Annotated in this window: 12 protein-coding genes; 3 read left to right on the top strand and 9 right to left on the bottom strand. The window is 72.9% G+C overall.

The features are described 5' to 3' along the window. Positions 1 to 117: 117 nt before the first annotated feature. From O4J56_RS15030 to O4J56_RS15020, 3 genes are all read right to left on the bottom strand, one after another. Positions 118 to 1560, bottom strand: coding sequence for an SPFH domain-containing protein (locus O4J56_RS15030; protein WP_270686406.1), 1443 nt, complete (start codon positions 1558 to 1560; stop codon positions 118 to 120). Continuing rightward, positions 1561 to 3324, bottom strand: a complete 1764-nt coding sequence (locus tag O4J56_RS15025; RefSeq protein ID WP_270686405.1) for an SPFH domain-containing protein — start codon at positions 3322 to 3324, stop codon at positions 1561 to 1563. It lies immediately after the preceding gene. Between the two features lie 366 nt (positions 3325 to 3690). After that, a complete protein-coding gene (locus tag O4J56_RS15020) occupies positions 3691 to 4644 on the bottom strand; it encodes an ornithine cyclodeaminase family protein (protein ID WP_270686404.1) in 954 nt (317 codons plus the stop codon). Between the two features lie 138 nt (positions 4645 to 4782). Between O4J56_RS15020 and O4J56_RS15015 the strand changes: the two genes are divergently transcribed. Beyond that, entirely contained in the window at positions 4783 to 5094 is a 312-nt protein-coding gene (locus tag O4J56_RS15015) for a hypothetical protein (RefSeq protein ID WP_270686403.1), read from the top strand. 24 nt (positions 5095 to 5118) lie between these two features. Here O4J56_RS15015 and O4J56_RS15010 read toward each other — a convergent pair whose 3' ends face one another. From O4J56_RS15010 to O4J56_RS14985, 6 genes are all read right to left on the bottom strand, one after another. Beyond that, positions 5119 to 5547: a CBS domain-containing protein gene (locus tag O4J56_RS15010; protein WP_270686402.1), complete on the bottom strand. Its 429-nt coding sequence runs from the start codon at positions 5545 to 5547 to the stop codon at positions 5119 to 5121. A 98-nt stretch (positions 5548 to 5645) separates the two neighbouring features. Continuing rightward, positions 5646 to 5966, bottom strand: a complete 321-nt coding sequence (locus O4J56_RS15005; RefSeq protein ID WP_270686401.1) for a hypothetical protein — start codon at positions 5964 to 5966, stop codon at positions 5646 to 5648. Positions 5967 to 6079: 113 nt separating this feature from the next. Then, positions 6080 to 6490, bottom strand: a complete 411-nt coding sequence (locus tag O4J56_RS15000; RefSeq protein WP_270686400.1) for a prevent-host-death protein — start codon at positions 6488 to 6490, stop codon at positions 6080 to 6082. Between the two features lie 135 nt (positions 6491 to 6625). Beyond that, positions 6626 to 9430: a vitamin B12-dependent ribonucleotide reductase gene (locus tag O4J56_RS14995; protein ID WP_270686399.1), complete on the bottom strand. Its 2805-nt coding sequence runs from the start codon at positions 9428 to 9430 to the stop codon at positions 6626 to 6628. 134 nt (positions 9431 to 9564) lie between these two features. After that, positions 9565 to 10122 (bottom strand): transcriptional regulator NrdR, encoded by a 558-nt coding sequence (gene nrdR / locus O4J56_RS14990; protein ID WP_270686398.1) that lies wholly within the window; start codon positions 10120 to 10122, stop codon positions 9565 to 9567. 392 nt (positions 10123 to 10514) lie between these two features. Beyond that, positions 10515 to 11153 carry a LysM peptidoglycan-binding domain-containing protein gene (locus tag O4J56_RS14985; RefSeq protein WP_270686397.1) on the bottom strand — a complete coding sequence of 213 codons (639 nt, stop codon included), beginning with the start codon at positions 11151 to 11153 and terminating at the stop codon, positions 10515 to 10517. A gap of 323 nt (positions 11154 to 11476) precedes the next feature. Here O4J56_RS14985 and lexA point away from each other — a divergent pair, with 323 nt between their 5' ends. After that, positions 11477 to 12157, top strand: a complete 681-nt coding sequence (gene lexA / locus O4J56_RS14980; RefSeq protein ID WP_270686441.1) for a transcriptional repressor LexA — start codon at positions 11477 to 11479, stop codon at positions 12155 to 12157. A 188-nt stretch (positions 12158 to 12345) separates the two neighbouring features. Next, positions 12346 to 13452, top strand: coding sequence for an alpha/beta hydrolase family protein (locus O4J56_RS14975; RefSeq protein WP_270686396.1), 1107 nt, complete (start codon positions 12346 to 12348; stop codon positions 13450 to 13452). Positions 13453 to 14529: the final 1077 nt, after the last annotated feature.

The raw sequence follows: 14529 nt of genomic DNA, 5'->3' as shown, positions 1-14529 counted from the left end.
GGGTAATACGCAGGCCAACGTTCGGCCCCATCGGCCCCACGGCCCTCCCGCCGCACAGGGCGCGGGAGGGCCGCGGCGTGTCCGGAGCGCCCGTGGGCGCCCGAGCGGCGGACGGCCTCAGCGGCCGCGCCCCTCGAAGCCCTCTCCGCGCTCGAACTGCTCCTTCATGGCCTGCTTCTGCTCCTTCTGGAACTGGCGGGCCATCTCCTGCTGGCGCCCGGCCGCGGCCGCGACCGCGCCCTTGGCGTCGGAGAACGCGTCGCCCCCCGCGTCGGAGGAGGAGCCGCCCGCCCCCAGGGCCCGGCGGCGCCCGCCCAGCTCCGGCAGCATCTGCGCCAGCATCAGGGTGGACAGCGCCGAGGAGTCGCCCGAGGCGCCGTCGGTGCGCACCACCACCGGCTGCGGGGCGTGCTCGGCCAGCTTGGCGCCGACCTCCAGGCGCCGCCGCGCCAGCTCGTAGTGGAGCACCGCCCGGTTGTCCCGGTAGGAGGTGGCCAGGCGGCGCTGGGCCTTGGCCTGGTTCTGCGCGGCGACCAGGTCGGCCCGGCCCTGCGTCTCGATCTCGTAGCGGACCCGCTGGGCCTCGGTCTCCTGCTCCTCCAGCATCTGCGCCACGTCCTTGCGGGCCTTGTTCAGGGCCGCGTTGACCTCGACGATCTTGGCGTCGCGGGTCTTCTTGGAGCGCTCGATGTCCATCAGCAGGGTGTCGATGCGGCGCTTGCGGGTCAGCTCCCACTCCTGCTCGTAGGCGACCAGCTCCTTGGCCACCCGCTCCCGGGTCGCCAGGTGCTGCTGGTACTGGTTGGGCAGCTGCACGTCCGGGATGTTGCAGCCGCGGATCTCCACGCCGTAGCGGCGCAGCTGCCGGTTGAGCAGGTCCTGCATGTCGGCCACGTCCGAGCCGCGCAGGTCGTAGGCGCTCTCGGTCTGCACCTGGCGGCTGCGCTGGCGGATCGCGTCCTGCACCGCGCTGGAGAGCACCAGGTCGAAGTTGCTGGCGCCGATGGTGCGCACGAAGGCCACCGCGTCGACGATGCGGAACTTCAGGAAGAACTCGATCGACTTCAGCGGCACGTTCTCGTGGGTGGGGCAGGCCACGACCGGGGCGGTGTAGGGGATCTCGGTGGAGGTGTCCACCACGAAGTCCACCCGCGCCCAGGGGTGCCACAGGTAGTGGCGGCCCGGGTCGAGCGTGCCGGAGACGGCGCCGTACTTGGTGAGCACGCCCACGGTGCCCTGCTCGATCTCGACGATGGAGGAGCGCCACCACCAGAGCAGGCCCAGGCCCAGGGCGAGGATGGCGACCACGAAGAAGACCACCGCCAGCCAGGTGAGCAGCGGCTGGCCCAGGGCGGCCACGATGAGGGCGGCCAGCAGCAGGTAGAGCGCCAGCCAGACCAGCATGGTCCACTTCAGGCCGCGGTTGTCGCGCGGGATGACGACCGGCACCAGGGCGCCCTGGTCGCCGCCGCGCAGCAGGCGGGCGATGTCGCCCCACGAGGCGAGCGACTCCTTGATGGAGGAGCCGCCGCGCTGGGGCTCCTGCGTCGGCTGGGACATCTAGCGGCCTCCCTGCGGTCCGGGCCCACCGGTCCCCGGCTGCGGCCAGGGCGGGGGCGGGGGTGCGTCGTGCGGCGGCCCCGCCGGCGGCGGCGCGGGCGCGGCCGGGCCGGGCGGCTCCGGGGCGGGCGGCGCGGCCGGGGCCTCGTCGGTGACGGCCTCGTCGATGCGCTCGGCGACCGCCTCGTCGGCGACCGAGCGGCGGATCTCCTCCAGCCGCTCCTCGCCGGGCACGTCGTGCTCCTCGGGGTCGGGCGCGGCGACCGTGGTGCGCTCCTCGGCCAGCAGCGCCTCGATCTCGGCCTCCCGCTCGGCGATGCGGGCGGAGATCTCGTCCATCCGGGTGCGGATGGCTTGCATGTCCTCGTCGGAGAAGAGCTGGGCCTGCGACTCGCCGATGATGTTCTGGGCCACCCGCAGGAAGTTGACGCTGGACTCGTCGCCGTCGCCGATGTGCAGCACCTGCGGCAGGCTGTCGGCGATCCCCTCCAGCTTGTCCAGCAGCTCCTGCTGGTAGCGGTAGTCCAGGATCTCCGGGGCCTCGGCGGCGCTGACCGCGCGGATGTCCAGGGCCTGGGCCTCCAGCAGCGCCGCGTTGGCGTTGGCGGTGCTCTCGGCCTCGACGAAGCGCTGGCGGGCCTCGGCGCGGGCGCGGTTGGTCTCGCGCTCCAGGGCGGTGTCCATCTGCGCCTGGTACTGGGCGATGTCGGCCTGGATCGCCGACAGCGTCTCGTTGAGCGAGGCGAGCTCCTTGTTCAGGTCGCCCTCGTTCTGCTCCTTGCGGAGCTGGAGCTCGTACTCGTAGGTGTAGGCCTCCTTGGCCACCCGCACCATCTCGGTGGCCGCCAGGTCCATCCGGTACTCCTGGCTGGAGGGCTCGGCGTGGGTGATGTTGGCGTTGGTCAGCCGCACCGCCGGGAGGAACTGGGTGTTGAGGTTCTCCAGCAGCCGCGCGGTGTTCTCGCCCACCATGTCGTAGATGTCCGCGGCCTCCTGCTCGTAGATGAGGCTGCGGGTGGTCTCGCTGATGGCGTTGTTCAGCTTCTCCTGGAAGCCCTGCACCGCGCCGAGCACGAAGATGAACTGCTCGGGGTCCTCGATGCGGAACTGCACGAACAGGTCGACCGAGGCCTTGACGCCGCTCTTGGTGGGCGCCTCCCGGATGGGGGCGTTGAACGGGTACTCGCGCGTGGTGTTGACGATGTAGGACACGCGCTTCCAGGGGTTGAGCAGGGTGACGCGGCCGGGGCCGACGATCTCCTCCAGCTTCCCGAAGCGGGTGATGAGCGCCTGGCACCCGTCGGGCACCATGACCATCCCCTGGCGCCACCACATGAACGCGGTGAACGCCACCAGGACCACCCAGTAGTGGGGGCCGAAGAAGGGGTTGAGCAGGAAGCCGAACAGCGGCGAGGTGGCGCCCAGCCCCAGCAGCCCGGCCACGGCCAGCAGGATGGAGGGCAGCAGGGCCACGAAGGTGCGGCCGCGCGGGATCACCATCGGGCAGATGACGTGCACGGGGCCGCTCGCGCCGCGCTCGAAGGAGCTGCGGTTCAGCGCCTCGCCCGCGTTGTTCAGGGACGTGGTGTTCTGCTCGATGCGGGTGCCGGTGGAGGCGCCCTGGTCCCGGGCGGCGAGGAAGTCGCCCGGGTCGAGCCCGATTCCCTCCGCCCCCTCGCGGAGTGCGTCGGAGACCGCCTCGCGCGGGTCGCCCCCCTGGACGACGCTGGCTGCGGCCCCGCGCACCGTCTGTGCGAAGGACATGGGTGATGACTCCTTAAGTGTTGTCGGACCTGCGGGTTTCGACGCCGTGGCGGCCGCGGCGGTTCCGCCGTCCGATACGAGGTGGCCGCATCCTCCCACAGGGGAGGGGACGGGCCGCTCTCCCGAGGGTGACCATCGGATATCGAATGCGGTCACGCGGGGCGCCCTGTGCCCGTATGTCCGAAACCCATGTCGCCGCAGGCCGGAGCCGTGTCGGCGTGGGCCACAGGGACGGCACAGGCGCGGCACACGAGGCGTGGCACGGGGGGCGCTGAACGGGGGGCGCGGTACGAGGGCGCGACACGGGAGGCCCGACGGCCGCGCCGTCCGGCGCCCGCCCGGTCCTTCCCTTCAGGCTCAGGCCTCTCAGGCCAGGAGGTCCAGCGCCGTCCCCGCGCCCCGGTCGGCCGCGGCGCGGTAGCCGTACCAGGCCAGGGCCAGATCCTGCCAGGGCACCCCGACGGGGGCGTACACGCTCACGCCGTCCGGCCCGGGCGATCCGCGCTCGGTGCCGCTGAGCACCTGGCCGAGGGTGGCGTCGATGGCCGAGGCGTCCAGCCCGGCGTTGCCCACGGCGCCCGAGGACAGCGCCAGGCGGGCGTCGTCGACCACCACGCGGGCGGCGCGCAGCAGGTCGGCGGCCAGCTCCACCTTGCCCGGCTCGTCGGCGCCCAGCGAGGTGACCTGGGTGCCCGGCCGCACGTCGGCGGCGTGCAGCAGCGGGGTGCGCGACCAGGTGGCGGTGAGCACGATGTCGGCCTCGGCGGCCACCGCGGGTGCGTCCGGCGCCACCACGGCGGGGACGCCGAACTCCTCGGCGCACCGCTGGGCGAACGCCTCGGCGCGGGCCCGGTCGGTGTCGGTGACGACCATGCGCGCGATCGGGCGCATGCCGATGATGCCGCGGGAGAACAGGCCCGCCTGGGCGCCGCAGCCGACGATGCCGAGCACCTCGGCGTCGAAGCGGGCCAGGGTGTGCGCGGCCAGTGCGGCCGACAGGCCGGTGCGCCAGGCGGTCAGGGTGGCCGAGTCCATCAGCGCCAGCAGCTCGCCGCTGCCCAGGTCGTGCAGGCAGACCACACCGCGCAGGGCGGGACGGGCACCGGGGAATTTGGCGTTGACCTTGACCGAGTAGGCGGGCACGCCCGGCAGCAGGCCGGGGATGAGCGCGGTGGCGGTGCCGGGGCCGGGCAGGTCGGTGCGCACCCGCTGGGCGTCGACCGGGGCGGCGTCGCTGGTGAAGCCGTCCCAGAGCCGGTCGATGCAGGCGTGCAGGTCGAGCACGCCCAGCAGGTCCGATCGCCCGAGAAAGAGTGTCACATAAAGGATGTTTCCCCCTTTCGACGGCGAAGGCAACCACCCGGGACGCGCGGGCGGGCGGGGGCGGGAAGGGGGCGCCGGCCGGAAGGGATAGCGTGAACGCCGAACGCACCCGTTCGGCAGCTAGGAGCGTGCACCATGCCCTCGGTTCCCAGCCCCGTGATCACCACCGCCGGACTGGTCGGCGGGTACACCGCCGCCCGGGCCACCGGGGTGCGGCCGCTCGGCGGCGTGGTGCTGGCCGCCTGCGGCGCCGCGGCCTACGCGTCCTGGCGGCGCAGCGCGGGACCGCGCACGGCGGCCGCGCTGACCGGGGTGTACCTGGGCGCGTTCGGGCTGAGCCACCCGCTGGCCAAGAAGATCGGCTCCTGGCCGTCGGTGCTGGCGGTGACCGCCGGGACCGCCGCCGCGGCGTGGGCCTTCGGCGAGCGGTCCGGCGGCGGGGAGTAGGCGCGCCCCGTCCGGGGGCGGGCCTCACCCCTGGGTGATGTAGGCCTCGAGCTGTTGGCGGTCGAGTTCGAGCTGGCGGATCCGGCTCTTGACGACGTCGCCGATACTGACGATGCCCACCAGCGCGTCGGCGGCGAGCACCGGCACGTGGCGGACGCGGTTCTCGGTCATCAGCACGGTCAGCGCGTCGACCGTGTCGGAGGTCTTGCAGGTGATGACGGCCGAGGTCATGATCTCGGAGACGGGCCGGTCGAGCAGGGACGCCCCCTGCTCGGCCAGGCGGCGCACGACGTCGCGCTCGGAGACGATGCCGGCGACCCTGCCGGCCTCGGCGACGACGACGGCGCCGATGTTGTGCCGGGCGAGCCGGTCGAGGAGTTCCGACACCGTGGTGCCGGGCCGGACCGTCACCACGTCGGAGCCTTTGGCACGAAGGAGCTCGGCGATCAGCATGGCGGCCACCTTTCGATCGGTGACCGTGGGTTACCCGTGCAGGCCCACGGCTAATCGGCGGACGAGTGGAGCACGGTCATGTTCTCGGCGTCACCGGATCACGGACCTTCCAGATCCGACCACTCACGCTCCGCTTCCCTGAGCACCTCGTCCGGGACGGGGCCGTGTTCCGCCTCCATCACGGTCATGAGTTCCTGAAGCCTGCGCCGCTCATCATCCCGCTCCGCCTCGACGGGACAGAGTCCCGGTCCGGATTCCGTCGGCACTCGACCGAGCATGTCCCCCAGGCGCAGGATCGCTTCTTGGGGGCTCGTGCCCTCGCCGATGTAAGGCAGACCGCGGATGGAGAGGCGCCACCCCTGGTCTCCCTGCTCCATCTGAAGTCGCGCGAGGACGCACGCACTGAAGACTCGAAGCATGGGCGCCCCCTGGACCGAAGCGCAGGTGTCCTCCCGCTCACACTCGAACCGGAGAACGCCCGTCTCAAAAGGCGCCTCTCCACCGACACCGATGCAGCACGTCCTTCTCCAGGTCATCGTCCGACCACCCATTCCCGCAGGTGCTCATCGTCGCTCAGCTCGACGAGCTGGACCAGCCCCCAGTTCTCCTTGTGGTTCGGAGCCGACTGGAGGTGGTCCTGCCAGTCCTCGGCGTACTCCCTGAGGGCATCGACCATCTCGTCCAGCGCCTCGTCGAAGGTGCCGGCATCGGCCGCGACGGGGAGGCCCGCGATGCAGACTGACCAGCCTCCCTCCTCAGGGACCACCTGCGCACGCGATGGAAGGGCTCGGCCCAGGAAGTGGCGCAGTCTCTCGGCATCAACGACCGCGGTTCTCTTGAGACCCCGCCGAACCGTGGCGGCTCTACCGGATTCGGCGGCATCCAGTAGCGCCTTCAGGTGCGAGCGGGCTTCGGTGAAGCCGTTTAAGCGAACGGCCGACATGACACCTCCAAGGTCCTCTCCGCCATCATGCGCCACGAGCCGAGCCGACGTGTCGGAGAACGCAGAACGGGGGCACCCGAACCTTCTCGGGTGCCCCCGCACATGGGGCCTATCAGGCCGTCTCTACCGGCTCCATCAGCTGCAGCCGCTGGTCGAGCCGCAGCCCTCGCAGACGTAGCAGGTGCCGGACGGGCGCATCTTCGTGCCGCAGGTGACGCACAGCGGTGCGTCGGCGACGAAGCCCTCGCTCGGCTTCACCGGCTCGGCGCGCTCCTCGCGGGCGGCCGGGCGCTCCTCGGAGCGCCCCTTGGCCAGCGGGGCCGACTGGGAGTAGGACTCCACCTGCGCGGCCACCTGGGCCGGGTCCTCGCCCGCGGCCTGGGCGCGGCGCTCCTCGGCCGACAGCACGCCCAGCCCGGCGCGCTCCTCGTAGGACAGGTAGTCCAGGGCCAGCCGCCGGAAGATGTAGTCCACCACCGACTGCGCCATGCGGATGTCCGGGTCGTCGGTCATGCCCGCCGGCTCGAACCGCATGTTGGTGAACTTCTCGACGTAGGTCTCCAGCGGGACCCCGTACTGCAGCGCGATGGAGATCGCGATGGAGAAGGCGTCCATCACCCCGGCCAGGGTCGAGCCCTGCTTGCCGAGCTTCATGAAGACCTCGCCGAGGCCGTCGTCCGGGTAGGACCCGGCGGTGATGTACCCCTCGGCCCCGCCGAGGCTGAAGGAGACCGTCTGGCTCGGGCGCTTCTTGGGCAGGCGCCGCCGGACCGGGCGCTCGACCTCGATGATCTCCGGCTCGGGCGCCTCGGCGGCCTTGTCCTCGGAGGCGGCCGTGGACAGCGGCTGGCCCACCTTGCAGTTGTCGCGGTAGACCGCCAGCGCCTTCAGGCCCAGGCGCCAGCCCTCGTAGTAGATGTGCTCGAAGTCCTCGACGGTGGCCTCCTCGGGCACGTTCACCGTCTTGGAGATGGCGCCGGACAGGAACGGCTGGACGGCCGCCATCATCTCCACGTGGCCCATCGGCTTGATGTACCGGCGGCCCATCGCGCAGTCGAACACCTCGTAGTGCTCGGGGCGCAGGCCGGGGGCGTCCACCACGTGGCCGTTCTCCGAGATGAACTCGACGATGGCCTCGATCTGCTCCTGCTGGTACCCCAGGTTCTTCAGGGCCCGCGGGATCGCCTGGTTGACGATCTGCATGGAGCCGCCGCCCACCAGCTTCTTGAACTTGACCAGCGAGAAGTCCGGCTCGATGCCGGTGGTGTCGCAGTCCATCATGAAGCCGATGGTGCCGGTCGGGGCGAGCAGGCTGGCCTGGGCGTTGCGCCAGCCGCTCTTCTCGCCGGTCTTCAGGCACTGCTGCCAGGCCTCGGTGGCGGCCGCGGCGATCGACCGGTCCATCGCGCCGACCGTGCGCAGGTCGTCGTTGGCGGCGGCGTGCTTGCGCATGACCCGCTTGTGGGCGTCGGCGTTCTTGGCGTAGCCCGCGTACGGGCCGACCACGCCGGCCAGCTCGGCGCTGCGCTTGTAGGCGGTGCCCGTCATCAGCGAGGTGATGGCGGCGGCCACGGCGCGCCCGCCGTCGGAGTCGTAGGCGTGGCCGGTGGCCATGAGCAGCGCGCCCAGGTTGGCGTAGCCGATGCCGAGCTGGCGGAAGTCGCGGGTGGTCTCGCCGATCTTCTCGGTCGGGAAGTCGGCGAAGGTGATCGAGATGTCCATCGCCGTGATCACCAGCTCGGTGAGGCGGGCGAAACCCTCGATGTCGAAGGTGTCGTCGTCCTTGAGGAACTTGAGCAGGTTGATCGACGCCAGGTTGCAGGAGGAGTTGTCCAGGTGGACGTACTCCGAGCAGGGGTTGCTGGCGCTGATGCGGCCGCTCTCGGGGGCGGTGTGCCAGTCGTTGATGGTGTCGTCGTACTGCAGGCCGGGGTCGGCGCACTCCCAGGCGGCCTTGGCCATCGACCGGAACAGCGACTTGGCGTCGACCCTGCCGGTCTCCTCACCGGTGGTGCGCGAGACCAGGCCGAAGTCGGTGCCGTTGTCCACCGCGCGCATGAACGCGTCGGAGACCCGCACCGAGTTGTTGGCGTTCTGGTACTGGACGCTGAACATGTCGGCGCCGCCCAGGTCGACGTCGAAGCCCGCGTCGCGCAGCGCGCGGATCTTGTGCTCCTCGCGCGACTTGGTCTCGATGAACTCCTCGATGTCGGGGTGGTCGACGTCGAGGACGACCATCTTGGCGGCGCGGCGGGTGGCGCCGCCCGACTTGATGGTCCCGGCCGAGGCGTCGGCGCCGCGCATGAACGACACCGGGCCCGAGGCGGTGCCCCCCGAGGAGAGCAGCTCCTTGCTGGAGCGGATGCGGGACAGGTTCACCCCGGCCCCGGAGCCGCCCTTGAAGATGATCCCCTCCTCCTTGTACCAGTCGAGGATCGACTCCATGGTGTCGTCCACCGACAGGATGAAGCAGGCCGAGACCTGCTGCTTGGAGGCGGTGCCCACGTTGAACCAGACCGGCGAGTTGAAGCTGAAGAGCTGGTGGACCAGCGCGTGCTTCAGCTCGTGGTCGAAGACCTCGGCGTCCTCCTCGCTCGCGAAGTAGCCGTGCTCCAGGCCGGTGGCGGTGTACATGCCCACCACGCGGTCCACGAGCTGCTTGAGGCTCCACTCCCGCTCGGGCGTGCCCACCGCCCCGCGGAAGTACTTGCTGGCGACGATCTGGGTCGCGTTCATCGACCAGGCGGCGGGGAACTCGACGCCCTTCTGCTCGAAGTTCACCGAGCCGTCCCGCCAGTTGGTCATGACCACATCGCGACGCTCCCACTCGACCTCGTCGTAAGGGTGGACGCCGGGCGTGGTGAAGACGCGCCGCATCTTCAGGCCCTTGCGCCGGCCTCCGCCACCCTTGCGCGTCGTCGGGCCGGTGGTCTCGGTCATTCTGCTCCCCCTGCTCTCGCCCTCATGTCGGGTCGCCCGTCCCCGCCGCCTGCGGCGGGCCTCCGGGCCCTTTTCCTCTGTGCCTCGTCCGCCGCCCCGCGGACCCCGGCCGCCGGCGGCGGCCGCGGCCCGGCCTAGCGCTCGGCGGGCTCCGCGGCGCGCTCGGCCTCCGCGCCCCCGCCGCCGGCTCCGGGTCCCCCGTCGCGCGCCGCGCCGCCGGGGCCCACGGGTCCCGCCGGGTCCGCGGTGCGCTCCGAGCGCAGCCGGGCGATCTCGTTCTCGAAGTCGGCCAGGGACTCGAAGCCCCGGTAGACCGACGCGAACTGCATGTAGGCGACCTCGTCGAGCTCCTGGAGCGGGCCGAGGATCGCCAGCCCGATCTCGTGCGCGGGGATCTCGGCGAGTCCGCGGCACCGGATCTCCTCCTCGACCCGCTGCCCCAGCACGGCCAGGGCGTCCTCGGTGACGGGGCGCCCCTGGCAGGCGCGCCGCACGCCCGCGACGATCTTGCTGCGGGAGAAGGGCTCGGTGACCCCCGAGCGCTTCTGCACCATCAGCAGCACGGTCTCCTGGGTGGTGAACCGGCGCTCGCACTCGGGGCACGAACGGCGGCGGCGGATGGCCGATCCGTCGTCGGTGGACCGGCTGTCGATCACCCGGCTGTCCGGATGGCGGCAGAACGGACAGTGCATGCCGACACGCCTCCCAGTCGTCTCTCCCGCTGACATCCCCCGCACCGCCCCGGACGCGGGGCGCCGCACCGATCGCGGAGCGCCTCCGCCGGGGTCGCGCACGCTCGCCGAAGGGGCCCCAGCGCCCGAACGGCGCGGGTCGGTCCCCCGAAGAGCCTCACCTACTAAAGCACAACTTCTAGGCTGCTTCTTCCGCGGCGGGCACTAGATCTTGTGGTCAACTTACGATCGCGTCGCACCCGCACGCAAGCCCTCCAGCGGTGCGTCGCGTCGGATCCGCAGGTCAGGGACGGCGAACCGGCGCGCCGCCCCGGGCGTGTCGCCGCGGGGGCGCCGGGGACCCGTGGGAAACGACACCCGGGGACCCCGATCGCGGGGTCCCCGGGCGGTGGTCACCGTGCGGGCAGGCGCAGCTCCTGGCCGGGCCGCAGGTCCGGTTCGCGCAGGTCGTTGAGCTCGACGATGGCGTGCACGGTGCTGCGGACGTCCTCGCCGGGGCGCGCCTGCTCGGCGATGCCCCACAGCGTATCCCCGTCCCGGACGACCACCGTCGGGGCCGGGTCGCGGCCGAAGGCGGCCCCGGCGGCCGCCTCGGAGGCGGAAGCCCCTGCGGCCGCGGAGGTGAGCACGGCGAGCGAGAGGGCGCCGCCCGCGCCGGCCGAGGCGAGTGAGAGGACGGCCACGCGGCCGCGGCGGCTCAGCCCGGCCCACCGGCCGCGCAGCGCGGCGGCGGTGCGCGGGGCCAGGCGCGCGGGGCGTTCGGCCCCGGCGGGCCGCGAGGGTACGGCGACCCGGCCGGGCACGGCCGGGAGGGCGCCCCCGGGGGTGCCCGCCGGGGCGGCGCCCGGGTCGGGCCCGGCCGCCGCCCCACCCCCCAGGGGCAGCTCGGGCAGCCCGGCCAGCGCGGAGGACGGGGCCGGGCGGGGTCTCCACTCGGGGACCTCCACGGCCCAGTCGTAGAGGACGGGCCCGTCGTCGGGCCTCCTCTGACGTGGGATCGCGGCTCTCGGGACAGGCGAGGGATCGGACATGTTCGCCCCCTTCGAACACCAGTCGCTTAGAACTGATGTTCGACTAATACCGCACCGGCCGGATTTTTTCATCACCATCTCGAACGTTTGTTTGATATCGCCGTGAGCAGGCACTACCGTTGGACGTGTCTCACTTCGGCATCGGCGCGGCGCACCGGGGACGCGGTCGCGGCCGTCGGCGCCGACGTGCCACGGTCGGGACGCCAGGCCCCCGACGCCCAACACGCCACTACCGACCGCCGAGGAGGCCGGCCGTGCCGGAGGAGAAGCACCGAACCCAGGAACCTCGACCGGGCGGGGACGGCGCGGAGCCGCTCGGACCGGTGCCGGTCCCGGCGGGCGGGCAGGCGGACGCGCCGGCGCTGACGGCTCGCCAGCAGAGCGTCCTCAACTGCATCCACCGCTACGTGCGGCAGCGCGGATACCCGCCGTCGATCCGGGAGATCGGCGACGCCGTGGGCCTGTCGAGCCCCTCCAGTGTCGCGCACCAACTGAAGGTGTTGCAACGCAAGGGGTACCTCCACCGCGACCAGAACCGCCCCCGCGCGGTCGAGATCCGCATCCCGGGCCAGCCCCCGGTGCGCTCCTGGGACGCCCTGGAGGGCGAGCAGCCCCGCGCCGATGAGGCGCGGGCCGCGCACGTGCCGCTGGTCGGCCGGATCGCGGCGGGCGGGCCGATCCTCGCCGAGGAGTCGGTGGAGGACGTGTTCTCCCTGCCCAGGCAGCTCGTGGGCGAGGGCCGCCTGTTCGTGCTGACCGTGGTCGGGGACTCGATGATCGACGCCGCCATCACCGACGGCGACATGGTCGTGGTGCGCCAGCAGCCGGTGGCCGAGAACGGGGACGTCGTGGCGGCCCTGCTCGACGAGGAGGCCACGGTGAAGGTGTTCCGGCGCGAGGAGGACCACGTGTGGCTGATGCCGCGCAACGACGCCTACGAGCCGATCAACGGTGACCAGGCCACCATCCTGGGCAAGGTGGTCGCGGTGATGCGGCGCATGTAGCCGCCGCGGGGCGCTCCCCCGGCCCCGGATAACGACTTCGCCTCTCTTCGGAACGGCCCCGTGACCTCCCCCGGTCGTCACGGGGCCGTCGCCGTTTCGGTATGCGACGGATACCCGGGCGCACCGGGCGCCCCCGTCGCGCCCCTCCCCGGCCGCCCCGCCCCGCGCGGGCCAATACGGTAGGGGCCATGCCGAGCCGATCCTCCGCCGCACCGCCCTCCTCCCCCGTGCGCGCCGCCGCCGTCGCCGCGGCGGCCGTGCTCCTGGCCGCGGGGTGCGGCCCGGGCGGCTCCGGCGAGGGGGCCGCCCCTCCCGGGGCGGAGCCGGTGGAGCGGGACGTGTCGTTCCAGAGCGGGCCGGACACCGTGCACGGCACGTTCGCGCTGCCGCCGGACGCCGACGGGCCGGTGCCCGGCGTCCTGATCATCTCCGGCAGCGGCCCCACCGACCGGGACGGCAACGGGGAGGGGCGCCCGGACGCCGACACCAACCTCAACTTCGCCCGCGTCCTGGCGCAGGCCGGTGCGGCCTCGCTGCGCTACGACAAGCTCGGCTCCGGCGAGACCGGCACGGGGTCGCGCGGCGAGGACGGGGCCGTCGGCTTCGACGACTTCGAGGCGCAGATGGCGGCCGCCTACGCCGAGCTGGCCGACCAGCCGGAGGTGGACCCGTCCCGGCTGCTGGTCCTCGGGCACAGCGAGGGCGCGCTCTTCGCGCTCCGCTCGCCCGAGGCGGTCGAGGGGCCCGCCCCCGCGGGGCTCGTGCTGGCCGCCCCTCCCGGGAGCCGCTACATGGACCTGATCGACCGGCAGATCACCGATCAGGCGCGCCGCGCGGAGAGCCAGGGGGCGATGACGGCGCCCGACGTCGAGGAGCTGCTCTCGGACACCCGCCTGGCCATCGCCCGCCTGCGCGCCGGGGAGGACCCGCCGCGCGGCATGGCGGAGGGGCTGGCGCCCCTGTTCGGTGAGCAGAACGCCCGGTTCCTCCGGGAGATCGACGCCCTGGACCCCAAGGAGATGGCCGCGGAGCTGCCCGGGCGGACGCCTGCCCTCGTCCTGTGGGGCACCGAGGACTCGCAGGTGGAGGGGGCCGAGGTGGACCGCCTGATGGAGGGCCTGGAGTCGGGCGGGCGCACGGGCGTGGAGCGCGAACGCGTGGACATCGAGGGCGCGGACCACGTGTTCCGCGAGTACGACGACGGCCCGGGAGCCGTGATCCCCGACGCCGACCGCCCCTTCGCCGACGAGGTGGCCCCGGCGGTGGAGTCGTTCCTCGACGAGACGGTCGGCTAGCCACCGGAGAGGCGGTTCCCGGGCCTCGCCTGCCAGGCGACAGGTCCCCCGCGGTCCGGGGAGCCGGGCGGCTGAGCAGGTCCCCCGCTCGGGGGCCCCAGCCGGGCGGTAGGCCAGCAGAGTACCAGGCGAAGCGGCGACGAGGAGAGGCCGGCGACCCTCATCGCAGCGTGGTCGTCCGCCGGGCGTGCGGGCGGTCACCGTGGGAGGCGGCGACGGGGACAGCCGGCCGGTTCCCGGGCGCTGCCTGCCGTCCGTCCGGCCCCTCGCGGTCCAGGTGGGCGGGCGGCTGAGCAGGTCCCCCACTTGAGGGCCCCAGCCGGGCGGCGGCCCGCCGGAGTGTGGGGTGGCAAGGGCGGCGACGACGCAGGTCAGCAGCCCGTACGGCAGCGCTGTCGAGCGGCGGGCGTGTGCGTGGTCACCGTTGATGGCGGCGACGGCGGGACGCCAGTGGTTCCCCGGCCCTGCCTGCCGTCCGGCAGGCCCCGGATGGTCCGGATGGGCGGCTCGGTCGGCGGGGGTCGCGCTCTCCCGCGCCCGCGGCGGCCGCCGGTCCCGCACGGCAAACCCCAGCAGGCTCGCGACCTGGGCAAACACTCCGCGTTAAGGGTGAAGAGGGACGAGAAACGCCCTCCGCGACACCCGCCAAGACCCCGCGGCGACGAACACGGCGACACCAGAACAGGATTCGGGAACAGGATGCCCGGTTCACCCCTGTTTGCGTGGACCGGGTCGCCACCCGGGGCGTCGACACGGCCGCCCGGCCGCTCCGGCCGCGCGCCCACGGGCCACCATGGGCCGATATCGGCTACACACGGTGACACCGGGTCCGGCAAGCGGCCCCGGTGCGCCGTTTAGGGACCTCCCGGGACCGAATCCCGTTCTGGTATCGCGATGACCGCGCACCCGCGCCGCCCGCGAGGCCGGTCCGGGCGTCGAACAGGGCGCCACAGGGGACTCGGCGCCCTTGGAACCGGACAAACGGGGCGCCGGGCCGGTATGGGCTCGACCGGAACCCGCCTTCCGGGCGCCTCGGGCACCCCGGGGCCATCCTGGGTCGTAAAACCGACGCCTGAT

The organism is Nocardiopsis endophytica, assembly GCF_027706725.1.
GTDB classification, from domain to species: domain Bacteria; phylum Actinomycetota; class Actinomycetes; order Streptosporangiales; family Streptosporangiaceae; genus Nocardiopsis_A; species Nocardiopsis_A endophytica.
This window is presented reverse-complemented; position numbering and strand designations above follow the sequence as displayed.

Excerpts from the sequence above, each read along its gene's own strand:
- O4J56_RS14995 (WP_270686399.1), bottom strand. The coding sequence starts at position 9,430 with ATGACCGAGACCACCGGCCCGACGACGCGCAAGGGTGGCGGAGGCCGG.
- O4J56_RS15000 (WP_270686400.1), bottom strand. The coding sequence starts at position 6,490 with ATGTCGGCCGTTCGCTTAAACGGCTTCACCGAAGCCCGCTCGCACCTG.
- O4J56_RS15010 (WP_270686402.1), bottom strand. The coding sequence starts at position 5,547 with ATGCTGATCGCCGAGCTCCTTCGTGCCAAAGGCTCCGACGTGGTGACG.
- O4J56_RS15005 (WP_270686401.1), bottom strand. The coding sequence starts at position 5,966 with ATGCTTCGAGTCTTCAGTGCGTGCGTCCTCGCGCGACTTCAGATGGAG.
- O4J56_RS14975 (WP_270686396.1), top strand. The coding sequence starts at position 12,346 with ATGCCGAGCCGATCCTCCGCCGCACCGCCCTCCTCCCCCGTGCGCGCC.
- O4J56_RS15025 (WP_270686405.1), bottom strand. The coding sequence starts at position 3,324 with ATGTCCTTCGCACAGACGGTGCGCGGGGCCGCAGCCAGCGTCGTCCAG.
- nrdR (WP_270686398.1), bottom strand. The coding sequence starts at position 10,122 with ATGCACTGTCCGTTCTGCCGCCATCCGGACAGCCGGGTGATCGACAGC.
- O4J56_RS14985 (WP_270686397.1), bottom strand. The coding sequence starts at position 11,153 with ATGTCCGATCCCTCGCCTGTCCCGAGAGCCGCGATCCCACGTCAGAGG.
- O4J56_RS15015 (WP_270686403.1), top strand. The coding sequence starts at position 4,783 with ATGCCCTCGGTTCCCAGCCCCGTGATCACCACCGCCGGACTGGTCGGC.
- O4J56_RS15030 (WP_270686406.1), bottom strand. The coding sequence starts at position 1,560 with ATGTCCCAGCCGACGCAGGAGCCCCAGCGCGGCGGCTCCTCCATCAAG.